General features: G+C 62.3%; 34 protein-coding genes. 18 read left to right on the forward strand and 16 right to left on the reverse strand.

Going from position 1 to position 18,232, the window contains the following annotated elements; genetic code table 11:
• Window positions 1-101: 101 nt before the first annotated feature.
• From B2U07_RS07335 to B2U07_RS07385, 11 genes are all read right to left on the reverse strand, one after another.
• Complete coding sequence (locus tag B2U07_RS07335) at window positions 102-893, reverse strand: hypothetical protein (RefSeq protein WP_296276588.1); 792 nt, start codon at window positions 891-893, stop codon at window positions 102-104.
• A gap of 15 nt (window positions 894-908) precedes the next feature.
• Window positions 909-1,265: a phage holin family protein gene (locus B2U07_RS07340; RefSeq protein ID WP_296276590.1), complete on the reverse strand. Its 357-nt coding sequence runs from the start codon at window positions 1,263-1,265 to the stop codon at window positions 909-911.
• The gene (locus tag B2U07_RS07345; protein ID WP_296276591.1) at window positions 1,258-1,659 is read right to left on the reverse strand and encodes a putative holin; all 402 of its coding nucleotides are present in this window, start codon (window positions 1,657-1,659) and stop codon (window positions 1,258-1,260) included. The genes B2U07_RS07340 and B2U07_RS07345 overlap by 8 nt, the downstream gene beginning before the upstream one ends.
• Before the next feature lie 145 nt (window positions 1,660-1,804).
• Window positions 1,805-2,473 (reverse strand): hypothetical protein, encoded by a 669-nt coding sequence (locus B2U07_RS07350; RefSeq protein ID WP_296276593.1) that lies wholly within the window; start codon window positions 2,471-2,473, stop codon window positions 1,805-1,807.
• A gap of 8 nt (window positions 2,474-2,481) precedes the next feature.
• The gene (locus B2U07_RS07355) at window positions 2,482-3,519 is read right to left on the reverse strand and encodes a tyrosine-type recombinase/integrase (protein WP_296276596.1); all 1,038 of its coding nucleotides are present in this window, start codon (window positions 3,517-3,519) and stop codon (window positions 2,482-2,484) included.
• Complete coding sequence (locus B2U07_RS07360; RefSeq protein WP_296276598.1) at window positions 3,519-3,761, reverse strand: hypothetical protein; 243 nt, start codon at window positions 3,759-3,761, stop codon at window positions 3,519-3,521. Before B2U07_RS07360 ends, B2U07_RS07355 begins: the two co-directional genes overlap by 1 nt.
• Window positions 3,758-3,958 carry a hypothetical protein gene (locus B2U07_RS07365; protein WP_296276600.1) on the reverse strand — a complete coding sequence of 67 codons (201 nt, stop codon included), beginning with the start codon at window positions 3,956-3,958 and terminating at the stop codon, window positions 3,758-3,760. The genes B2U07_RS07360 and B2U07_RS07365 overlap by 4 nt, the downstream gene beginning before the upstream one ends.
• The gene (locus B2U07_RS07370; RefSeq protein ID WP_296276602.1) at window positions 3,951-4,769 is read right to left on the reverse strand and encodes an ATP-binding protein; all 819 of its coding nucleotides are present in this window, start codon (window positions 4,767-4,769) and stop codon (window positions 3,951-3,953) included. Before B2U07_RS07370 ends, B2U07_RS07365 begins: the two co-directional genes overlap by 8 nt.
• Complete coding sequence (locus B2U07_RS07375) at window positions 4,750-5,535, reverse strand: DnaT-like ssDNA-binding domain-containing protein (RefSeq protein ID WP_296276604.1); 786 nt, start codon at window positions 5,533-5,535, stop codon at window positions 4,750-4,752. The genes B2U07_RS07370 and B2U07_RS07375 overlap by 20 nt, the downstream gene beginning before the upstream one ends.
• A gap of 394 nt (window positions 5,536-5,929) precedes the next feature.
• A complete protein-coding gene (locus B2U07_RS07380; protein WP_296276605.1) occupies window positions 5,930-6,118 on the reverse strand; it encodes a hypothetical protein in 189 nt (62 codons plus the stop codon).
• Between the two features lie 85 nt (window positions 6,119-6,203).
• Entirely contained in the window at window positions 6,204-6,425 is a 222-nt protein-coding gene (locus B2U07_RS07385; protein ID WP_296276606.1) for a Cro/CI family transcriptional regulator, read from the reverse strand.
• A gap of 100 nt (window positions 6,426-6,525) precedes the next feature.
• Here B2U07_RS07385 and B2U07_RS07390 point away from each other — a divergent pair, with 100 nt between their 5' ends.
• Complete coding sequence (locus tag B2U07_RS07390) at window positions 6,526-7,386, forward strand: S24 family peptidase (protein ID WP_296276607.1); 861 nt, start codon at window positions 6,526-6,528, stop codon at window positions 7,384-7,386.
• Between the two features lie 76 nt (window positions 7,387-7,462).
• Here B2U07_RS07390 and B2U07_RS07395 read toward each other — a convergent pair whose 3' ends face one another.
• From B2U07_RS07395 to B2U07_RS07410, 4 genes are all read right to left on the reverse strand, one after another.
• Window positions 7,463-7,699: a type II toxin-antitoxin system HicA family toxin gene (locus tag B2U07_RS07395; protein WP_296276610.1), complete on the reverse strand. Its 237-nt coding sequence runs from the start codon at window positions 7,697-7,699 to the stop codon at window positions 7,463-7,465.
• Between the two features lie 9 nt (window positions 7,700-7,708).
• Window positions 7,709-8,035, reverse strand: coding sequence for a type II toxin-antitoxin system HicB family antitoxin (locus B2U07_RS07400; RefSeq protein ID WP_296276612.1), 327 nt, complete (start codon window positions 8,033-8,035; stop codon window positions 7,709-7,711).
• A gap of 280 nt (window positions 8,036-8,315) precedes the next feature.
• On the reverse strand, window positions 8,316-8,633 hold the full coding sequence (locus B2U07_RS07405; RefSeq protein WP_296276614.1) for a DUF1654 domain-containing protein: 318 nt from the start codon (window positions 8,631-8,633) through the stop codon (window positions 8,316-8,318).
• A gap of 536 nt (window positions 8,634-9,169) precedes the next feature.
• Window positions 9,170-9,514: a hypothetical protein gene (locus B2U07_RS07410; RefSeq protein WP_296276615.1), complete on the reverse strand. Its 345-nt coding sequence runs from the start codon at window positions 9,512-9,514 to the stop codon at window positions 9,170-9,172.
• 150 nt (window positions 9,515-9,664) lie between these two features.
• Between B2U07_RS07410 and B2U07_RS07415 the strand changes: the two genes are divergently transcribed.
• The 9 genes from B2U07_RS07415 to B2U07_RS07455 all read left to right on the forward strand — a co-directional run bounded on the left by B2U07_RS07415 (window position 9,665) and on the right by B2U07_RS07455 (window position 14,576).
• On the forward strand, window positions 9,665-10,036 hold the full coding sequence (locus B2U07_RS07415) for a sigma factor-like helix-turn-helix DNA-binding protein (RefSeq protein ID WP_296276618.1): 372 nt from the start codon (window positions 9,665-9,667) through the stop codon (window positions 10,034-10,036).
• A 26-nt stretch (window positions 10,037-10,062) separates the two neighbouring features.
• Entirely contained in the window at window positions 10,063-10,542 is a 480-nt protein-coding gene (locus B2U07_RS07420) for a hypothetical protein (RefSeq protein ID WP_296276620.1), read from the forward strand.
• Window positions 10,543-10,577: 35 nt separating this feature from the next.
• Window positions 10,578-11,054 (forward strand): hypothetical protein, encoded by a 477-nt coding sequence (locus B2U07_RS07425; protein ID WP_296276622.1) that lies wholly within the window; start codon window positions 10,578-10,580, stop codon window positions 11,052-11,054.
• Between the two features lie 36 nt (window positions 11,055-11,090).
• Complete coding sequence (locus tag B2U07_RS07430) at window positions 11,091-11,690, forward strand: hypothetical protein (protein ID WP_296276624.1); 600 nt, start codon at window positions 11,091-11,093, stop codon at window positions 11,688-11,690.
• A gap of 117 nt (window positions 11,691-11,807) precedes the next feature.
• The gene (locus B2U07_RS07435; RefSeq protein ID WP_296276625.1) at window positions 11,808-12,167 is read left to right on the forward strand and encodes a four helix bundle protein; all 360 of its coding nucleotides are present in this window, start codon (window positions 11,808-11,810) and stop codon (window positions 12,165-12,167) included.
• A gap of 296 nt (window positions 12,168-12,463) precedes the next feature.
• Window positions 12,464-13,537, forward strand: a complete 1,074-nt coding sequence (locus B2U07_RS07440; RefSeq protein WP_296276627.1) for an RNA-directed DNA polymerase — start codon at window positions 12,464-12,466, stop codon at window positions 13,535-13,537.
• The gene (locus B2U07_RS07445) at window positions 13,534-13,788 is read left to right on the forward strand and encodes a hypothetical protein (protein WP_296276629.1); all 255 of its coding nucleotides are present in this window, start codon (window positions 13,534-13,536) and stop codon (window positions 13,786-13,788) included. The genes B2U07_RS07440 and B2U07_RS07445 overlap by 4 nt, the downstream gene beginning before the upstream one ends.
• Window positions 13,789-13,798: 10 nt before the next feature.
• Window positions 13,799-14,263, forward strand: a complete 465-nt coding sequence (locus tag B2U07_RS07450) for a hypothetical protein (RefSeq protein WP_296276631.1) — start codon at window positions 13,799-13,801, stop codon at window positions 14,261-14,263.
• Window positions 14,238-14,576: a hypothetical protein gene (locus B2U07_RS07455; RefSeq protein ID WP_296276633.1), complete on the forward strand. Its 339-nt coding sequence runs from the start codon at window positions 14,238-14,240 to the stop codon at window positions 14,574-14,576. The genes B2U07_RS07450 and B2U07_RS07455 overlap by 26 nt, the downstream gene beginning before the upstream one ends.
• Here B2U07_RS07455 and B2U07_RS07460 read toward each other — a convergent pair whose 3' ends face one another.
• The gene (locus tag B2U07_RS07460; protein WP_296276635.1) at window positions 14,577-14,816 is read right to left on the reverse strand and encodes a hypothetical protein; all 240 of its coding nucleotides are present in this window, start codon (window positions 14,814-14,816) and stop codon (window positions 14,577-14,579) included.
• Window positions 14,817-14,917: 101 nt separating this feature from the next.
• Here B2U07_RS07460 and B2U07_RS07465 point away from each other — a divergent pair, with 101 nt between their 5' ends.
• The 8 genes from B2U07_RS07465 to B2U07_RS07500 all read left to right on the forward strand — a co-directional run bounded on the left by B2U07_RS07465 (window position 14,918) and on the right by B2U07_RS07500 (window position 18,082).
• Entirely contained in the window at window positions 14,918-15,301 is a 384-nt protein-coding gene (locus tag B2U07_RS07465; protein WP_296276637.1) for a hypothetical protein, read from the forward strand.
• The gene (locus B2U07_RS07470) at window positions 15,298-15,426 is read left to right on the forward strand and encodes a hypothetical protein (protein ID WP_296276638.1); all 129 of its coding nucleotides are present in this window, start codon (window positions 15,298-15,300) and stop codon (window positions 15,424-15,426) included. The genes B2U07_RS07465 and B2U07_RS07470 overlap by 4 nt, the downstream gene beginning before the upstream one ends.
• A 288-nt stretch (window positions 15,427-15,714) precedes the next feature.
• Window positions 15,715-16,071 carry a hypothetical protein gene (locus tag B2U07_RS07475; protein WP_296276641.1) on the forward strand — a complete coding sequence of 119 codons (357 nt, stop codon included), beginning with the start codon at window positions 15,715-15,717 and terminating at the stop codon, window positions 16,069-16,071.
• A 60-nt stretch (window positions 16,072-16,131) separates the two neighbouring features.
• Window positions 16,132-16,314 carry a hypothetical protein gene (locus B2U07_RS07480; protein WP_296276642.1) on the forward strand — a complete coding sequence of 61 codons (183 nt, stop codon included), beginning with the start codon at window positions 16,132-16,134 and terminating at the stop codon, window positions 16,312-16,314.
• Window positions 16,315-16,359: 45 nt separating this feature from the next.
• Window positions 16,360-17,016, forward strand: coding sequence for a hypothetical protein (locus B2U07_RS07485; RefSeq protein ID WP_296276644.1), 657 nt, complete (start codon window positions 16,360-16,362; stop codon window positions 17,014-17,016).
• Entirely contained in the window at window positions 17,013-17,375 is a 363-nt protein-coding gene (locus B2U07_RS07490) for a hypothetical protein (protein WP_296276646.1), read from the forward strand. Before B2U07_RS07485 ends, B2U07_RS07490 begins: the two co-directional genes overlap by 4 nt.
• Before the next feature lie 97 nt (window positions 17,376-17,472).
• Window positions 17,473-17,676: a hypothetical protein gene (locus B2U07_RS07495; RefSeq protein WP_296276648.1), complete on the forward strand. Its 204-nt coding sequence runs from the start codon at window positions 17,473-17,475 to the stop codon at window positions 17,674-17,676.
• 1 nt (window position 17,677) lies between these two features.
• The gene (locus tag B2U07_RS07500; protein ID WP_296276649.1) at window positions 17,678-18,082 is read left to right on the forward strand and encodes a DUF1937 family protein; all 405 of its coding nucleotides are present in this window, start codon (window positions 17,678-17,680) and stop codon (window positions 18,080-18,082) included.
• Window positions 18,083-18,232: the final 150 nt, after the last annotated feature.

An 18,232-nucleotide genomic window follows, 5' to 3' on the forward strand; every position in this document is an offset into this window, starting at 1 on the left:
CGCGCGGGGCTCGAATTACCCTCAGGGCACCCCCGCCCCGGGAGTACCTTTCCAACTTTTGCGGCACGGCATTCGCACCACGGACGCACCATGGCGGTGCATCAGCGGATGATTCGGCCCGTCGCGTCACGGGGGCGACGCCGGAAGTTCGAAGGGGCACGACCCTGCAGCGCTTTGGTGATCGCAATGTCGATGTTCGTCTCCATCAGCGCATCGTTCTCGGCCACCCTGCGTACAACCCCGTGGAAGTCGAAGCGCTCACGGTAAGTCGGAGCCGACCGAGTGAACTGCAGGACAACCTGCATCTCCTTGCCTCGGCGCTCAGCAATGCCAATCGGCCGCTTCCCGCGCTTGATCACGAAGAACGCCTTGGCGTGCCCCTTGGCCACAGAGCGGCGGCTATGGGTTGCGTTGTGGTCGGACCCTGCGAGGCTGAAGGTCGACAGGCCCGACAGCACCTGAGTCATCCACGACCTGCGAATGCCGCCGCGCGAATCGAGCGGCGTCCACTTGGTCGGGACGATGAAGCTACCGGCCGGGAGAATGCCGCGCTCTCGCAGCATCTTCTCCGAACCCTTAATCAGTCGGTTGCCGCCATACACCTGCGGGCTGAACCATTCATCGAAGCCCCTACCCTTGCCGCCCAGGTCATCCTTCACGGTGACGATGGCCTCAAGGTTGTCCGGCCTCGCGTTGATGACCCGGATGGAGTTGAGCACCCAGGGCGACGGGTTATCGAAGACCGACTCCATCGAGGCACGCAGTGGTGGCTTAGTCTGGTTGGCCGTGTGGTTCAGTGCGTCAGCCAGTGCACGGTTTGCCAGGTCAGGACCGAGCGCCTGAAGGCTGGCCAGCGCATCATCAAGATCAGTGGCGGTGAGCGACCCTCGCATTGTTCACCCCGCCTATCAGCGTGAAGCTCGGCGGCGCTCTCCGCCACTCCAATGACCATCCCAATCCACGCGCAAGAAGGCAGCGACATTGCCGCGTGCCCGGTAGACCTGAACCATGACCACCAGCAGGATGGCCACCAGCATCGGGGGCGTCCTGGGTACCGGATCGATGAAGAACGGCGACAGCCCGACCTGTAGGGCATACCCACCAGTAGAGGCAGCCATGAACCAGGCTAGCAGCGACTGGCCAAGCTTGTATTGCTGGCCAGGCTGGGGACGCCAGGCCACGATGCGCGCGCTGATCGCTGCACAGATCGCGGCAGCTGCGAGCGTCCAGTAGTCGGGGCCGACTGCTACGACGATGCTACCCATTGCCACCTCCAGAGCCAGGACGGCTCAGTGCATGGCGTGCCCAGCCGAGAGCCGCGCTGATCCAGCTTGGCATCTTCCCGCCCTTCACCCACTCGGCCACACTGATCAGCACGGTGACGATCAGGGCAGCAGCGAGCAGAGCAGGCAGGCCCGAGAACTGGGTGAGGCTACGCCCCATCAACTCAGCCGCCACGAAGTAACCACCGACCCAGGAGACCACCAGATAGGCCAGCCGCGACCAGATCGAAAGATCACGCGCCCAGGTCACGAAGAACAAGGCGCCGGCCCAAGCGCCGATCACGGCGTTGAGGTCGACCCCTGGAATAAGCGCGGCGGCTCCAATGCCAAGAACACCAGGCACGGCAACCGCCGCAACGCTGCTCGGCTCTGCCATGCGTGTTTCTCCATTCAGTTGGGCGGAACCCGGAAACGAAAAAGCCCAGCTCGGTGGCTGGGCTTTCTGTCTGTCGATCCTTAACGCGCAAGATCGGCAGGATGGGATTAATAGTGATGGCTCGATGGCCGCGTGTCAACACCCTTCAGGCAGCATCCGAAAGCAGGACGCCTTCGGCCAGCAGGATGCGCTCAGCCTCCTGCAACGCTTCACCAACCATCTCGTCCAGCACCTTGCCGATGTTGCGGCGCCACTCGCGGCGCGTCGACTCTGGGCTTGCATCGGGGTCCCAGGTGTTCATGTCGTAGAAGGCGGCGGGCAGCACTATGGCACCGCTCGACCGAGCCTCCTCACGCTTCGCCTTGACCCGAGCAGCCTCGACGGCTGCGGCCACGATCTTGGCCTGCTTACCAGCAGACGCCTGCACTGGAACCTCGACGGTCACCGTCTTGGCGGCGGCGACCTGAACACCCTTCAGCTTCGGGATTGCCCAGGCGGTAACGGCCTTGTACAGGAACAGCGCGGGCGCCGGAGTCGCCACCAATGCACGCAACGCCGAGATAGCCTCGACCTTGCGGGCCTTGTGGGTGCTGTACTTGGCCACCAGGGCATGCCAGTGGCGCGGGATCAGTTGACTGTGCAGGCGCCCATGCACCCAGCAATCCAGCTCAACACGATCAACCCCGGCCGGGCCATTACCGGGGCGCCCTTCGCCCTCACCAATGCGACGCTGCCAGGCCTGTTTAGAGGTGTTGTCGATGCACTCGGCAGCCAGGGCGGACACCACGGCGCTCAGTGTGCTGGAGTAGTTCATGGCCATTTTCATCCTCTCCCCATAGAAGCGCAGGAATCTGCGGAATCGCCCGCTACCAGTGGCTTGGCGGGGTTTTGTAGAAGTGCAGGAGCGGCCACATTCACGCCGTGCGCATCGGCAAAACCGCACTCATCGAGGCGGGCGTGCCAGCGCTGGACGGCATCGCGGCGGCGATCCATCTCGTCTTTGCTCAGGTAGGTCTCGGCGGTCGTGCCGAGGCTGTGGTTGATCAAGTGTTCGGCCACCATGTAGTCGATGCCGATATCCGACAGGCTGGAGCGCATCAGCTTGCGCAAGTCATGGCTCGTCCATTGCCGCTCGCTGATCTCGCGGATCAACGCATGGGCGCTCGTGTCCGCCATCCGGTTGCCACCCCGCACCGCGAACATCCACACGGCACGCAGGCGGGCTTCCGGCAGCGCGGCGCGGTAGCGGGTCACCAGGCCGATGATCTGCGGCGTGATCGGCAGCAGGTGCTCTCGGCGCGACTTCTGGTCGGCGGCACTGATGAACCACACCCGCTCATCCAGCGAGAACCGAGCCCAGCGCGTCAGCAGCGTTTCAGTGATGCGCGTGCCGTAGGCCAGCATCAACAGCGGCAGCATCCCGCGTGCGGGGTCATCGTTGAACACCTCAACCAGATGCCGCACCAAGGCAGGCAGATCGATACGCGACAGCGCCGCCGGCTTCGGTCGCAGCTTGCCGCTGTAGAAGTTGCGGAAGGTGATGCCGGCCATGGGGTTCGTGGTGATGTGGCCGCCCTTCTCTGCCATCGCGAACGCCTGACGCAGCCCCTGCACCGCCTTCTGCACCGTGCGCGGCTTCAGCCCCTCGTTGTGCATCGGCCAGATCAACCGGTCATCCAGGGTCACCCGGCCGACCTTGCGCACCAGCACCTTGCCGGCGCGCGGGATCACATGCCGCTGTATCACCGAGCGCATGGAGCTCCGGTACTTGCTCGAGCGCTCGTTGTCCGCCATCAGCCGCTCCAGCCACCAGAGCACCACGTCACCGACCGTGCGCAGATTCGTCTTCTTGCTCGCCATCACTCTCCCCCCTCGAACTTCTCGACCGGCTTACCGGCCATGTGCAGGCGCAGCGCCTCAACTGCGCCCTGGCGCGTACGCCGGTAAGCCATGGCAGCGCCGCCACCCGGCGCCGTCACCGCAAACACCTGCTCAGCATCAACCTGATACGCCGCCACCACGTAGCCGGCCGCAGTGATCCAGCAGCCCGGAATCTCCCGGCCGTCGCGGTCCTTCTTCGGCTCCCAGCCAAGCCGACTCATGGCCGCGACGCCTCGCCTTCGCCCAGCTCGACCACCTCGGCAAACTCCCCGTAAAGGCGCCTGCCATGGGCGCGGGCGGTTGCCTCATCCGCGAACAGCGCGACGGCCTGCCCACGCTCAGCAGCCAAGCCGAGGCGCTCGGCGCCGGAATACAGCGCGAAGCGGTATGCGGATACGTTGACGGCCGGCTCACTCATCGGGCAGCTCCCGGCGTGCACTCACCCAGTTGAACAACACCACCACCCCGTCACCCTCGCGCAGGCGGTCAACGGTGCGATCCCCCAGCGCACTGGCCAGGCCTTGGGCGAACAGGTTCGAGATCACGATGGTTGGCTTCATCTCCTCGTAACGGGCGTTCACCACCTCGAACATCACCATTCGCTCGAAGTCAGTCCCGTAACTGGCGCCCACCTCATCGAGAATCAGCAGCTCCGGCGCCCGGAAGATCTCCAGCGCCTCGCGTTCGGATTGAGTCGCGTCCTTGCCGTAGCTCGACTTCACCTGCTGGCACACCCGCGAAACGGTCGTGTAAAGCACGTTGCAGCGGTGCTGCTCCACCACCAGCGCCGCGATGGCGGCCGCCAGATGCGTCTTACCGTTGCCAACGTGCCCCAGTAGCATCAGGCATCGCCCTGCAGCCTTCGCCTCGGGGAAGTTCACGGCATAGGCACGACAGGTATCCAGCGCCACCCGCTGGGCCGGCGTAACTGCGCGGTAGTTCTCGAAGGTCTTGCCCTTGAAGCGCAGCGGGATAAGCGCCTGCCCAAGCTGTCGCTCAAGCCGCGCAGCCACCGCCTGCCGCTGCTGCTCGCTGCGCTCGGCGGCCTCCTGCTGAGCCTGGCGCTCGAACGAGCACGAAGGGCAGCCTGACAACTGGTCATCACGCAGCACGGTCGCGATGTAATCGCCATGGGTTTGGCACTTCGCCGAACGAGTACCGGTGATACCGGCGGAATGCTGCAGGCGCGCCAAACTCGCGCCCAGGGTGTTAGAGCCTGAACGTTCCATCAGAATTGGCCTCCAGGCCTGCTTGCGGATCTTGATCGGCCAGCCCGGTATGCAGGCTGGTGCGCCCTGGACGGGCGGATTGGTTGGCGGCGGCGCGAACGCCCGTGCGCTTGATCGAGGCGACCAGCTCACGGCACCAGCCGCCCTGATTGTTCGCCGTTTCACGAGTCAGCCAGTACGAGACGAACTCGGCGATAGCGGTGGGCGTCACGTCTTCAGCGGCAACACCCATCATCCGCAGATGGGTCGCCAGGCTGACGTCATCTGGCGCCCAGCCCTCGAACATCTCGAAGCGTTGACGGGCCTCGATGCTCGCAACAGCGCCCGCGCCCTGTTGTTGTTGTATATCTCTTCTCTTCTCTTCTCTAGGTAACGCACTTGCTAACGGCTCGGTAACGCTCGTAGCGTTACCTTTTGCGTTTCCCTTCTTGTGGCTGGCCACACGCAATGCCGTGAGAGAGCGATTCTTGGCGGTTTTGCCGTTATGCCTGTCGAAATTCGGGATGCTGATCACCCCGCCATCCTCCAGCAGCCAGCCGACCGAAATCATGTGATCGCAGAAGCCGCTAACGCCGACTGATCGATCTAGTAACTTTTTGGTAACGCTCGGAGCGTTACCGGCTTCGGTCTGCTGGTCGAACCAACCCCATACGCGCAGCAGCTTGCCGACTACCGCATCGGGGTCGATGTCCGCGAGGTCAGCAATCTGGCAAACCTCGGGTTTGTCCAGCGTTGTCAGTTCGAATTTGATCCAATCACCGGCCATGGCTATGCCCTGCCCTGGATGGATTTGCGCGCCACGTTTTCAGCGTGCGTAAATCGTGGCGCAGCGGGTTTGCAGCGCGCTCGATGGGTGTGCATAATCAGTTCTCCTAGCTGTAACGAACGAGCCCGCCTGCATGCGGGCTTTTTTGTGCCTTCAGATTGGCGCCGGGCGCTCCGTGCTATCGTTTTGCTTCCACACGAAACGAAGGCCAGGAGGCCCGACATGACTCAAACCGCTACCTATCCCCCGTCCGCCAACCCTGAAATGGCAGCCCAAGAAGTTCTTCTCGCGCTCGTGAACTCGGGCGCCTTCGGAAGTGGCGAGCACGGACTCATCCAATCGCCAAACCGATCCGACTCGGTAGCAAAAGCCCTGATCGACGTTCATTCCCAGCTCACGGCTTACTACCGGACACTTCCCGGAGCTCAATAAGCCCGGCAGCAATAGCTGCGGCGCTCTTCTGCGCCGCGGCCTCGATTTCATTGGGAAGGAATCGCTGAACCAGAATCGGAAACGTTTTCTGAAATACCTCAATGGCGATATCGCGCTCGGCAGGTGTGAGGTTTTGCTCTGGTTCGCTCATAGGGTTCTCCAGTTACTGGATGGATAAACACCGCAACCGAACGGATTACGGCGCGGGGGCGGGATCGGTAGGATGTGAGGTGTGGTTAGACGGCCGCGGCCTCCCAGGGAAAGTCCGGGCAAAGGTCGCTGCGAAGAACGCACCCTTTGCAGACTTTCTCGATCTGGAGCGCACGCTCAGGCGGGACCGGGCGAGAACCGGAGCACCACTGACTGATCGTCGGAGCGCGCACGGACAAAAGCTTCGCCAAGGCAGATTTGCTGCCGACGATCTCGCAAGCCCTTTTCATGGCTTCGGTGGGTTTCATGTGGACGGTTCTCCGGTTGGTACGGAGAACAAGATAAGGCATTAGCTAACCAACAGGCAAGCCATTGCCTAACCAATGCTATTCAAGGCCATATTAGGCAATGCTTACAGGATCAGAACTTGGCGCCGCCATCGAGGCCGCCCGAATCAAGAAGAACATCCCCAAGAATGCCCTTGCCAAGGTGTTCAAAATCTCCGCGCCCTCAGTGAATGGATGGGTCGCAACGGGTCGCATCGATAAGTCAAAGCTGATTGAGGTCATCCGCTACTTTTCGGACGTGGTCGGCCCTGATCATTGGGGGCTGACGTCAGATGATGCCGAGCTGTTGAAGGTCGCTTCCTCTCCTGAGGAGAACATCAGCCAGGCATCCTCAGCTTTCGATGCCATGCTGAAAATGCTGGAGAAACACGGCAAAAGTCTTTCCCATGAGAGCCGGCAAAAAATCATTGCCGCAGCGGCGCAAGACGACGTAGAGCAGCCCCTGGCAAAAAGTGGCAACGTCATCACCGCCGACTTCTCCCGCCGTCCGCTCGTGGGCGACGAGATCCGCATCGCCCATTACGACGTCCAGGGCGCCATGGGTGGCGGAAAGCTGGTGCACGACTTCCCTGAGATGTTCAAAGACATCACGGTCAGTCAGCGGCATCTGCGGGAGATGGGGGTCACCTACTCAGACCCAAGCCATTTGAAGCTCATTAGCGGGTCTGGTGAGTCGATGTCGCCGAAAATCAATCACCTCGACCCCTTGATCGTGGACGCGAGCATCCGCGAGTTCTCCGGTGATGGGGTCTACGCATTTGCCTGGCAGGGGCTGTTCTACATCAAGACGCTGCAGATGCTCGACGCTGAGCACTTCAACATGCTGTCAGCCAATCCTGACTACCCACCGCAGAAGATTAGGATTGATGAAACCTATATCCAGGGTCGGATCCTGCTCGTCTGGAACGCCAAACGCGTCTGAATTGCCGAGGCGGTGAGAGCGGCGTGCAATCGTTTGCACTGGAATGCAAAAGCCCCGCTCGAAGGCGGGGCTTGGCTTAGTCAACTAACTTATAGAACTCTTTCTTACTGACGCCGGCCTGCAAGCACATGTACTTGATCAGGTCGCCATGAAACGGGGCTTTTGGCTTGTCCACCGTTACCTTGCGAAAAGGGTTGCCGTCGTTGACCCACTGCTCATGGCTGCCCTCCTGATTACGAAACCGGAACCCGAGCTTTTTCAGGACAGCGGTAACCTCTCGATAGGTGAGAGGGCGGTGGCGCCCAAAGCCCATTCACAGTCCTTAGCAAACGTATTGCAGGGTCGGCTCGTTGAAGAAGCGGACTTTGCTCTTCGCGCGGCGGTGGCGCGAGATCGCCCAGGCGAAGGCTTTGAGGTGGTAGCCGATGCGCATGGAAAGCGGAGCCCTACGGCCCAGCAGTTCCGCTGCGTGCTCGCGATCAATGGTCAGGGCTTCGGTCACATAGGACTTTATCTGCCCTTCCAGCTTCTGCTTGGCTTCCTCGAAGGTATCGCCTTGCGCAGCCAGAGTGAACTGAGGGCACGCAGCGATCCAAAAACCATCCTTCTTCTCGGCGTAGCAGCGAAGAACGAACGGGTTGTTAGACATGATGCAGAACCTCCTAATCTGATGCTCAGAGTTATCCACAGATAACCCCGGATGGCGATTATGGTTTCGTTGCCACATAAGTCAACTGAAATCCGCGCCACGAATTGAGAGGTTTCAAATTCGTGGCGCCTGTCACCACTATAGCTGAGACGTAGGAACCGACTATAGGTTCGCCTGGATATGCCGCAGCGCCAGGTCGCGACTGACCTTATCCGAACGGGCTGTGCGCCCGGAAGGCCTGATCACAAGTCAGGCCTGGCAGCGGTGCGGAAGGCCGACGTTAGAACGGAGCCTCTTCCTCTATGGGGTCCGAACGCTCGCTCGCGTCGCTCGGTTCATCCTCCTCCCCTTTCTCCCACGTCACAATCACATCCCCTTCATCGTCGAACACAAGCGCCAGGCCGTCCGTTTCGGCTAGCAGCTCCATGATCGCCTCCCACGCTTCATCGGTGTCGGTGTCCAGCCGGTGAATCACGGCCCTCCTCTCCAGCTGAGCCTTCGGCGATCCAATCATCGCCGAAACCCTCAGTCCAAGGCGCTCCACGCCCGTCATCGCTGCCGGCGCCGCGGCCTGCTTACGCCCTTTCTGCCCTGCCATGACAACCTCCTTTTGCTGTATGAACATACAGTATTTATTCGCCGACAGATTAGGCAATAGTTACTTTTCACCGAAATAATTAGGCATTGGCTATTTACAGGGATTAGGCATTGGCTTATCTTAAATCCATCGAAGCGCAGAACACCGCGCCGAGGCCGCAAGGCCACCGCTCTTTAACAATGCCGAAACCCTCCGCAGTCCCGACAAAGCGCGCAAGCGCCTTGAGCGACGGAGGCAAAACACGACTGCTATTGCGGGAGAACCCGCCCAAGCCTGGCTCTGGTCACCAGGCCGGATCGGCGTGCTGATGCATCTGGAATCAGCGCCAACCGAGACGCGCAAAGTCCGCTCCCTGCTGGGTGCCTGAGATGAAGGAGATCCACCGGCAAAGCGGATAAGCGAGATGGAATGCCTGCCAGGGTGGCGAGTAACCCTGAACTGACAGCCAGACGAGACAACCACCCAACAAGCCAGCAGCTGCGGGTGGCAGATAGAAAGATTTCCTTATGCCCATCCAGCGGGTGGGCATCGGGAAGTCAGATAGGCGGCGCGAACACCACCCAGCCGCGCCAGATGGCAGCGCACATCCATGCAAAGGCAATAGCCGTCAGCATGCAGCCAGAAGCATTGATACGCCTTGGTCGGCCACTCAATTTCGCATAGCCGCCGTGAAACGGGTTCCTGACTATCTCCTCCCGATATGGCCTGAAAGCCATCTCGGCGAGGCCGTAGAACACGCCGGCCAGTGATGCCAAAACAACCACAAGGTTGTCGACTTTTAGCTCCATCGTGAGCCCTGCAATCAGCACGAGAAAACACAGGATCGCCATGATCTTGAACCACTCATCCGCGATGAATTTTGCAATTACGGAAACCGCCACGGTTCCGCCCTCCTTTGCAGGCTGTGTTGTGTGAGAGCGCTCAGCCTAGCGCAAAGCCCGTCACCTGGGCAGTGGTGAGCTGGCCGCAGGCCACTAATAGCTGGTCAACGGGAATTCCCGTTGACCTCGAACACCCCAAGGAAGACCACCATGCACCCAACCATCGAGTTCGCAGGCTGGCGGATCAGCCTGCGGGGCATCACCGCGAAACAGGCGGAAGTGCTCGCCCTATCCGCCAACGACCGCACCACCAAGGAAGCCGCGCGCGAGCTGGGCATCAGCCCGCGCAGCGTGCAGCAGCGCCTCGACGATGCCCGCTTCAAGCTCGGCATGCAGCGCAGCGTGCGCGCCTTGGTCGTCGAGGCCATGAAGCGCGGCATTCTCGCCCCGCTCGCCCTGATGCTGATGCTCGGCGTTGGCCACGGCCACCAATCCCCAGTCGTGCGGCGCCCCAACGTGCCGCGCACCTACAGCCAGTCCCGCGTCGTTCGCAAGGTCGATGAAGTCGAGCTGACGGCATAACCAGTCCACCACCCGGAGCATCACCCATGACCACACTGCAAAACATCAATGCCGGTGACCTCCCGGCTATCGGCCATCCGCTCATTGGCGGCACCTTCTTCGCCAAGCACTTCATCGGCGACCAGCTGTTCGCCCTCGCCTTCCTGGACAAGGCAAGCGAGGTGTCTGGCGAATGGGGCGAGTACGGTGAGCTCATCGAGGGCGCCAACAGCTTCATCGACGGACAGGCCAACACTGACGCCATGATCGCCGCTGGCAGCCCTGTCGCCCTGAAGATCAATCGCGAGACCGGCGACTACATCCCCTCCTATCTCGAGCAGTCCCTGCTGCTGGCCTACCACAAGGAAAACCCAGGCAGCGACCTGACGGGCTGGCGGTGGTCGAGCACGCAGTATTCCGCCTACCTCGCCTGCAGCGTGGACTTCGAGGATGGCTGGCAGGGCTACGACGACAAGAACCTCGAGCGCCCCGCGCGCCTCGTCCGCCGGATTCTCATCATTGAGTAATTCGCTCATTCATTGATCGTTTCGGAGAGCACAACATGTCCATTCAAGAGAGCATCCACGCCGACGTCATTCCCGCCATCGGCGCCGAACTGGCCGGCGGCAAACTGATCACCCTGTACATGCTGGCCGGTGTCGAGTTCGCGCTGATCGACCTGGGCGCAGGCGCCGAGATCCAGGGCGCCTGGGGCGAGTACGGCCAGGACGTCGAAACCACCCACGGTGACGGCGAGAAGAACACCCGCGCCATGGCTGAAGCCGGTAGCACCATCGCCATTCAGGCGCTGGAGGCAGGCGCCTTCATCCCGTCCGCGCTGGAGTGTCATCTGCTGATGCACGCCAAGGAAACCGGCGTAATCGAACACCTTCGCGAGGATCGCTTCTACTGGTCCAGCTCGCAGTATTCCGCCGACTACGCCTACTGCGTGGACTTCGAGGGTGGCTGGCAGGACCTCAGCGGCAAGGTCAGCGAGCGCCCCGCGCGCCTCGTCCGCAAGATTCCCGTCATTCGCTGATTCATTCCTTCACTGATTCCCATCGGAGGGCATCCCATGTCCCAGGAAATTTCGCTCAGCGTCGGTGAGTCGTCGCTGCATACCAACAAGCCATTCCTCGCACTGCAGCTCCTGCAGTACCTGTGCCCGGAGATCGCAGCGGCCAAGCCGATCCAGATCGAAGGCACCCTCGAAACCATCGCCGCCGAACCCACGCTCAAGATCGGCGACCGCATCGATGGCTGCGTGGTCTTCGCCCGCCACTGGATCGGCGGCGCCGAGTTCGCCTTGATCGATCTCGGCGAGACCGCCGAAATCGAGGGCGCATGGGGCAAGCGCGATCAGGAGGTCGAGACGAACCACGGCGACGGCTTCGCCAACACCAAGGCCATGGCGGAGGCTGGCAGCGCACTGGCCAACAAGGCGCTGGAAGCCGGCGCCTACATCCCCTCGGCCGCCGAGTGTCATCTGCTCATGTACGCCAAGCAGATGGGGCTTGTGACGGACCTGCGCGAAGACGTCCGCTATTGGACCAGCTCGCAGTATTCCGCCTACCACGCCTACACCATGGACTTCGAGGGTGGCTGGCAGGGCAGCGTCGGCAAGGACCTCGAGCGCCCCGCGCGCCTCGTCCGCCGGATTCCCATCATCCGCTGATCCACTGATTCATTCCTTCCCTTCACTGCAGGTGATTCCGGGGCTGGAGAGGCCAGCCAGACCAGAAGCATGCCGGGCAGCGCCGGCCACCTGCACACCAAACACAAGGAGGCCAGGATGGCCATGCACACGGAGCTGCAGATTCACAAGGTCGCCGAAGAACTGCTCGGCATCATCCTGAATCTCGTGCGCAACATCCCGCGCGACCTCAAGCAAGTGGTCGGCGCCAAACTTCGCGATGAGTGCCTGCAAGTCATGGTGCTTATCGGTCGCGCAAACATGGCGCGCGACAAGCTGCCCCACCTCAACCAGCTGCTCGAAAGCATCTGGATGATCAACTACCTGCTGCGCGCCCTCACCAACCAGGGCGTGATCGCCAAGGGGCAGCACGCCAAGACCATGCAGGCAACCGCCAGCATCGGCCGCCAGGCCAACGCCTGGAAAAAGAGCATCACCGCAACCGCGCCCGTTGCATGAGGGTTACGGCCCTCATGCCTGCGCGCTGAATCTGGTCGTGCCGCTGGCCACCCGGCCACCGACAAGCGCAGCAGAGATACCGCCGATCTAAAGGTTCGGGCTGGTCTCGCGCAGTTTCCCGGTTGAGCAATCGCCCGGGCGATGTCGATAGCACGGCAGGTCGCAGTATTCCGCCAACAACGCCTACAACATGGACTTCGAGGATGGCTGGCAGAACAACAACGACAAGAACAACGAGCGCCCCGCGCGCCTCGTCCGCAGATACAACGGTTGCACCCTTCACCTTCGAGCAGTTGGTGCAGGCCTACTACGACTGCCGACGCAACAAGCGCAACACCAACAGCGCGCGGCAGTTCGAGCTGAACATGGAGACCAACCTGCTCGACCTTCACGACGAGCTACTGACCGGCACCTACCAGCCGGGGCGCTCGATATGCTTCGTGGTCACCCGGCCAAAAGCGCGCGAGGTGTGGGCCGCCGACTTCCGCGACCGCATCGTGCACCACCTGCTGTACAACCAGATCGGCGCCGGCATCGAGGCAACATTCATCGCCGACAGCTGCGCCTGCATTCCCGGCCGGGGCACCCTGTACGCCGCCAAGCGGCTGGAGGCCAAGGTGCGCAGCGCGACACAGAACTGGTCGCGGCCCTGCCACTATCTGAAGGCGGACCTGGCTAATTTTTTCGTCGCCATCGACAAGCGCGTACTGGATCGCCAGATGCGCCGGCTGATCGACGAGCCTTGGTGGCGGCGCCTGGCACTGCAGATCCTGTGGCACGACCCGCGCGAGAACGTCAGCATGCGCTGCCCGATTCACCTGCTGAACCGGGTTCCCCAGCACAAGCGCCTGACCGCTCAGCCGGCACACCTCGGGCTGCCCATCGGCAACCTGTCATCGCAGTTCTTCGCCAACGTTTACCTGAACGCCCTGGATCAGTTCGTCAAACACGAGCTCAAGGCGCGCCACTACATCAGGTACGTGGACGACTTCGTGCTGCTGCACGAATCACCGCAGCAGCTCAACGCTTGGCTCGCAGAGATAGAAGCCTTTCTGCCGACGCTGGGCGCACGCCTCAACCCAACGAAGACCATCCTGCAGCCCGTTGCGCGCGGCATCGACTTCGTTGGCCAGGTGATCAAGCCATGGCGCCGCAGCACGCGGCGCAAGACGGTTGCCGAAGCGCAGCGGCGCATCGCCGTCGCACCTGACGACGAGCTGCTGGCCACTGCCAATAGCTACTTCGGCCTGCTCGGCCAAGCCACCGCAAGCCATCACGACCGCGCCCAGCTAGCCCGCCTGCTGTTGCGGCGCGGCTATACCGTCAACGCAGCCCTTACCCAGACCTACCGCAAGCGAGGTGCACCATGAACGCACTCACCAAAGCCCGCGCAGCCATCGCCGAACTGCTCGACGCGCTGCGCCAAACCAATCAAGCCCGCATGGCAGCCGAGGTGCGCACCCGGCAGCCAGCGCCCCGCGCCACCAAGCTCTATGCCTGCGGCAGTGACTGGCAAGTACTGGATGCCGACACCGGGCGCCTGCTGGCCTGGCGTCAGAGCCAGCATGAAGCCGCCGAACTGGCCACCCGCCTGGAGCTCGGCCTGCAACTGCAACACTGAGGGCGCAGCCATGACCCCTACACCGCACTTCCGCTCCCATGCTGAGCAGCAGGCCGTCCTTGGCTGTGCCGCCCAGCTCGACCCGCTCAAGCACCCTCGGCGCTTCGCCAGGCAGCAAGCGCGGGAGAAGTTCATCCCGCCAAAGCGCATCCAGCAGCCCGCCAGCGTAGAGCGCACCCCAGCGCTACTGGAGAAGGCTAGCGCGCTGACCCACCTGAATATCACCGAGGCAGCCCGGCAGCTCGGCGTGAGCCGCAGCGTGCTCGAGCGCCTGCGTTCGGATTACGGCCTGACCTTCGCCACGCTTCCGCGCCGCAACGCCGCAGCGCGCCTGAAAGAACTGGCGCCGGCACACTCGACCCTGAAAGGGCTCGCCGAAGCGGCAGGCCTCTCCTACCCGCAAACCTACAAGCTCTGCAAACGGCATGGCATCGAACCCGGAGTGCCCTATGGCCAAGCCCCAAAAGGATCGTGACGCCGACACGGCGCGTCGGCGTGCGGAGGCCGGCGAGGTCGAGCTACGCCACCGCGTGCGGCCAGGCATCCTGGCCATGCTGCGCGACCTGATGACCTGGGGCGGCTTCGCCCAGATGGTCGAATGCCTGCAAACCATGATCATCAACGCCCACGCTCTCGGGCCTGATGGCGCGCGGCGCCTTCTTGAAGTCCCGCGCCACGATTTCACGCCATCCGAAAACGTGGCGCAGCAGCTCTACCGAGAAGGCCAGCGCGAAGCCGACCGACTTGATCGGCTTGAAGATGTTCAGCGAGCAGGCTCTAGCGGATAGTCATTCCTCTTCATCGAAAATGTTGAGGCCAAGATGGACATAGAATCCATCTCCAGCACCGGCCGCGGCCCTGATCTCTGCTGGTGTGGCTTGATCAAATGTTACAAGGATGCTGTAAGGGTGCCCGTCATCGCTCTGGTTGACCTCCCAGCTCACGTACGCATCGACATCCTCGACCGATATTCCGAGCTCTCTGGCGAGCACTGCGCTAGCGCCGTCTCCCTCAAATCCATGACTCATAAGTTCTTCTCCTGATACCGGCCCCATGCCGGCCTATCACTGATACCCCAATCCCGCAAATCACGCCACTGGCGAGGCACCTTCTCGCCCCGGAGAAAGCTATGCAAGCCACCCTTTATGCGGGCCTACGCAACCCGGCTCGCGACATGGAGATCTTCCAAGCCACCGCTGGCAAGACGGTGGCTGAAGTCGCCTCCGACTTCTCGCTGTCGCCGAGCACCATCCGCGCGGCGGTAAAGCGCATCGAAGACCTGTCGATCTACAACCTCCAGCTTGTGGGGGGGGGTAAGGCACTGGTGATCGGGCCGGTAGCCGCCAAGTCCTTTCGGCGTGCGGCGCTCGGCGCATACCGCCACTTCTGCGGCACCTTCCGAAATCTTGAGCTCACCACCTGGGCCGTGACGGACGGTAAAACCACCATATCCATCACCGACTTGCGCGACCTCGATGGCGGCTTCGCATCGGTGACCGAGGACGACTCATGATCAAAGCCTGCTGGTACGTCTGCCTGCCATGCGGCAAGCGCTTCCCCATGGTCGGCAGCCGCTGCGATCACGACGAAGCGCTGGAGCACGCCCTGGGGATTTGGCCCTACTGCTGGGTTGAGTGAATCAGGCGCAGACACACGAGGAGCCACCGTGGCCGCCTACTACAACGAAATCGACCCATACGCCGCCCAATGGCTGCGCAACCTGATCGCCGGGGGCACATCGCACCTGGCGATGTAGACGAACGCTCAATTCACTGCGCGCCTACGGAGACGCCATCAATGCTGAAGCGGCAACGCAATTCATCGCCGCGTGTCGGGACTTCATAGGCTGAACTCCCGACAAACGTCCATCGACCACCGCCGCAAGCGCTGCCAAAATACTGGATATATAACCAGTAGACTTCAGTCATGCGATACGAAATAGCCCGGCTCTACGAGCGCGGTAAGCGGCGCCCACAGAAAGAGGTCAAGAGCGAGACGCGGCTGGCAGCGGACCTCCAGATCAACACCTGGCCGTCCTCGCCGATGGGCCGTCCCTCGTTCGTGGCGTCCATCTTCAAGACCACACCAACCCTGCCCGACCCACTCCCACCGCTCTATGACGTGCGACTGGAAGGCATGGCGACACTGGCCTTCGTGATCGCCGGCTTCGAGCTCGTCGACGGCGTGCTCTACCGGCAGGAGTGGCATTGCCGCGAATGCGAGCACAAGTACATAGCGCCCTGGCGCGCCTGCCCTCACTCATCGCTCGATGAGCTGATCTGAACAATCCATAACCACGCCGCAAGGCCTGGCCACCCAACAGCCGAAACGGGAGGTATCACCGTGCGCGCTCATACCCTCGATCAAACCATCCTTGAGCTGGCTCGCTGCCTGCGCGAAGCCAGGGACCTGCGCAAGCTGCAGAAGACAGAGCCAGGCAAGCGCCACCCGCGCGAAACCGGCTCCATGCGTCGCGCATCGATGGACCTTACCCGCAAGCTCGCCGACCTGCGGCAGAACCGCTGACCTATTGCGCAACCCGCCAGCTACTCGACACCAACGAGGTGAATCATGAATGTCTATCCCGAGGGCAAGTACAGCAATGTATTGCGCCCATTCTTCGCGATGATGGAAGCCGAGCTGCACGCCAATACCAGCAAGGGCGACCGCCCCGGCTGGCTGGCAATGTCACCCGAACAGTGCCTGCTCGAAATCTACTACCACACCGCCAAGCTGCAGAAGGCCGTGAAGAACAACGACATGAAGGGCGTCCGCGAGCACACCGCCGACGTGGCCAACATGTCGATGATGTTGGCCGATACCTGCGGATGGCTGGACGTTGTCAGTTCCGAGCTCGCCAGCGCCGAGCCGGCGGCCCCCTGTAATCATGAGTGGATCGACGACGGCCAGCATCTGCTGGTCTGCACCTCTTGCGGCGCTCAGGAAGATCACGACCCACGCTGGCGGGACATGGCCACCGCGCCGCGTGACGGCACGCTGGTTCGCCTGCTTGTCGAGTTCACCGAGCACGCAACCGAGGATACCGACCAGGCGCCAACGATCGGCGCCAACAACTTCGAAAACGACGGCGAGGATCGTTGGCTATTCGCCGGGTGGTGCTGGTCGCATGACCGCTTCACCCAAGGCCAGGGCGAGCCTGTCGGGTGGCTCCCAATGCTTGACGAGCAGCGCCGCATTGCGCCGGCACAGCGGGAGCAGCAGCCATGAGCGACTTCCAAGTGACCTCTATCATCAAGGCTCGCAAGCAGCATCGCTGCTGCGAGTGCTCGGGAATGATCCTGCCGGGGCAACAGTACCAGCGCGTGTCTGGCGTATGGGAAGGCAATGCCGACGCATTCAAGACCTGCTTGCCGTGCATGGAAGCCCGTGATTGGGCAACGAAACAGCCCGAGTGGGGAGGTGATGGCGAGCATCTTTTCTACTTCGAGATGCTGAGCGATGACCTGTCGAACCTCGCTCCGGAAATTGCGGCGGGTGATGGTCGCCGTTTCCGTGCTTTGCGACTTCAGTGCCAGATGGCTGATCGCCGAAAAGCCGCTGCCGATCAGCGCCAGGTGGCGTCATGAGTCAAGCCGACGAGCACGCCCCATTCTGCCGCACCACTCGCCAGCGCATCACAGAGTGCCAGTGCCTGCGCTGCAACCCACCCAAGGAGCAGCCGCCATGCCGTTGACCTTGAACGCCCAGCACCACAAGCGGGAGTGCCTGCCACCCATCGTTTGCATCATGGGCGGCAGCTCCATCACCGGGATCAGCGGCTACTTCACCGCTGCCCAGCTTCGCGCGCTGGCCCGCCAGCTCATCACAATCGCCAACGATTCCGACCAGGGCGAAACCCGCCCTGTGACCTACACCGCCGAGGAATAACATGCAGCCACTTATCTACGTGGCCGGCCCATACCGGGCGGCCACGCGGGACGATATTGCCCGCAACATCGACGCCGCCCGCGTGATCGGCATCAGCGCTGCAGCGCTGGGCTGGTTCCCCGTGATCCCGCACGCCAACACCGCCCACATGGAGCTCGACCTGCCAGAGCTCGGCGACGACTTCTGGCTACGCGGCACCATGGAAATGATGGAGCGCTGCGACGCCGTGGTGCTGGTGCCAGGCTGGCAGGACAGCGCCGGCACCCTGGGCGAAATCGCCCGGGCGGACGAACTGCGCATCCCCATCTTCCGCACGCTCGACACCCTCCCCAGCGCCCGCGCGTTCGTCGAGTGGCTATCGGCCAATGCGGCTCGCGCCCAGCAGCTGGGCCAGCGCCTGGCCTGAACGGAGGACACTGCATGGCCAAACCAATGCCAGCCGTGCCGCTCGAAGAGTTCGACAAGATCCACGAAGCGGCGATGGCCGAACTGATCGGCACGACCAAGAAAGCCCTGGAGCGCAAACGAGAGCGCGGAATCATCCCGCTCGGTGTGT

It is taken from the genome of Pseudomonas sp. UBA7530 (assembly GCF_002479365.1).
Lineage (GTDB): Bacteria > Pseudomonadota > Gammaproteobacteria > Pseudomonadales > Pseudomonadaceae > Aquipseudomonas.

Bases quoted from the DNA above. Each gene is read 5' to 3' on its own strand.
- B2U07_RS07335 (WP_296276588.1), bottom strand. From the start codon at position 893: ATGCGAGGGTCGCTCACCGCCACTGATCTTGATGATGCGCTGGCCAGC.
- B2U07_RS07340 (WP_296276590.1), bottom strand. From the start codon at position 1,265: ATGGGTAGCATCGTCGTAGCAGTCGGCCCCGACTACTGGACGCTCGCA.
- B2U07_RS07345 (WP_296276591.1), bottom strand. From the start codon at position 1,659: ATGGCAGAGCCGAGCAGCGTTGCGGCGGTTGCCGTGCCTGGTGTTCTT.
- B2U07_RS07350 (WP_296276593.1), bottom strand. From the start codon at position 2,473: ATGAACTACTCCAGCACACTGAGCGCCGTGGTGTCCGCCCTGGCTGCC.
- B2U07_RS07355 (WP_296276596.1), bottom strand. From the start codon at position 3,519: ATGGCGAGCAAGAAGACGAATCTGCGCACGGTCGGTGACGTGGTGCTC.
- B2U07_RS07360 (WP_296276598.1), bottom strand. From the start codon at position 3,761: ATGAGTCGGCTTGGCTGGGAGCCGAAGAAGGACCGCGACGGCCGGGAG.
- B2U07_RS07365 (WP_296276600.1), bottom strand. From the start codon at position 3,958: ATGAGTGAGCCGGCCGTCAACGTATCCGCATACCGCTTCGCGCTGTAT.
- B2U07_RS07370 (WP_296276602.1), bottom strand. From the start codon at position 4,769: ATGGAACGTTCAGGCTCTAACACCCTGGGCGCGAGTTTGGCGCGCCTG.
- B2U07_RS07375 (WP_296276604.1), bottom strand. From the start codon at position 5,535: ATGGCCGGTGATTGGATCAAATTCGAACTGACAACGCTGGACAAACCC.
- B2U07_RS07380 (WP_296276605.1), bottom strand. From the start codon at position 6,118: ATGAGCGAACCAGAGCAAAACCTCACACCTGCCGAGCGCGATATCGCC.
- B2U07_RS07385 (WP_296276606.1), bottom strand. From the start codon at position 6,425: ATGAAACCCACCGAAGCCATGAAAAGGGCTTGCGAGATCGTCGGCAGC.
- B2U07_RS07390 (WP_296276607.1), top strand. From the start codon at position 6,526: ATGCTTACAGGATCAGAACTTGGCGCCGCCATCGAGGCCGCCCGAATC.
- B2U07_RS07395 (WP_296276610.1), bottom strand. From the start codon at position 7,699: ATGGGCTTTGGGCGCCACCGCCCTCTCACCTATCGAGAGGTTACCGCT.
- B2U07_RS07400 (WP_296276612.1), bottom strand. From the start codon at position 8,035: ATGTCTAACAACCCGTTCGTTCTTCGCTGCTACGCCGAGAAGAAGGAT.
- B2U07_RS07405 (WP_296276614.1), bottom strand. From the start codon at position 8,633: ATGGCAGGGCAGAAAGGGCGTAAGCAGGCCGCGGCGCCGGCAGCGATG.
- B2U07_RS07415 (WP_296276618.1), top strand. From the start codon at position 9,665: ATGCACCCAACCATCGAGTTCGCAGGCTGGCGGATCAGCCTGCGGGGC.
- B2U07_RS07420 (WP_296276620.1), top strand. From the start codon at position 10,063: ATGACCACACTGCAAAACATCAATGCCGGTGACCTCCCGGCTATCGGC.
- B2U07_RS07425 (WP_296276622.1), top strand. From the start codon at position 10,578: ATGTCCATTCAAGAGAGCATCCACGCCGACGTCATTCCCGCCATCGGC.
- B2U07_RS07430 (WP_296276624.1), top strand. From the start codon at position 11,091: ATGTCCCAGGAAATTTCGCTCAGCGTCGGTGAGTCGTCGCTGCATACC.
- B2U07_RS07435 (WP_296276625.1), top strand. From the start codon at position 11,808: ATGGCCATGCACACGGAGCTGCAGATTCACAAGGTCGCCGAAGAACTG.
- B2U07_RS07445 (WP_296276629.1), top strand. From the start codon at position 13,534: ATGAACGCACTCACCAAAGCCCGCGCAGCCATCGCCGAACTGCTCGAC.
- B2U07_RS07450 (WP_296276631.1), top strand. From the start codon at position 13,799: ATGACCCCTACACCGCACTTCCGCTCCCATGCTGAGCAGCAGGCCGTC.
- B2U07_RS07455 (WP_296276633.1), top strand. From the start codon at position 14,238: ATGGCCAAGCCCCAAAAGGATCGTGACGCCGACACGGCGCGTCGGCGT.
- B2U07_RS07460 (WP_296276635.1), bottom strand. From the start codon at position 14,816: ATGAGTCATGGATTTGAGGGAGACGGCGCTAGCGCAGTGCTCGCCAGA.
- B2U07_RS07465 (WP_296276637.1), top strand. From the start codon at position 14,918: ATGCAAGCCACCCTTTATGCGGGCCTACGCAACCCGGCTCGCGACATG.
- B2U07_RS07470 (WP_296276638.1), top strand. From the start codon at position 15,298: ATGATCAAAGCCTGCTGGTACGTCTGCCTGCCATGCGGCAAGCGCTTC.
- B2U07_RS07475 (WP_296276641.1), top strand. From the start codon at position 15,715: ATGCGATACGAAATAGCCCGGCTCTACGAGCGCGGTAAGCGGCGCCCA.
- B2U07_RS07485 (WP_296276644.1), top strand. From the start codon at position 16,360: ATGAATGTCTATCCCGAGGGCAAGTACAGCAATGTATTGCGCCCATTC.
- B2U07_RS07490 (WP_296276646.1), top strand. From the start codon at position 17,013: ATGAGCGACTTCCAAGTGACCTCTATCATCAAGGCTCGCAAGCAGCAT.
- B2U07_RS07495 (WP_296276648.1), top strand. From the start codon at position 17,473: ATGCCGTTGACCTTGAACGCCCAGCACCACAAGCGGGAGTGCCTGCCA.
- B2U07_RS07500 (WP_296276649.1), top strand. From the start codon at position 17,678: ATGCAGCCACTTATCTACGTGGCCGGCCCATACCGGGCGGCCACGCGG.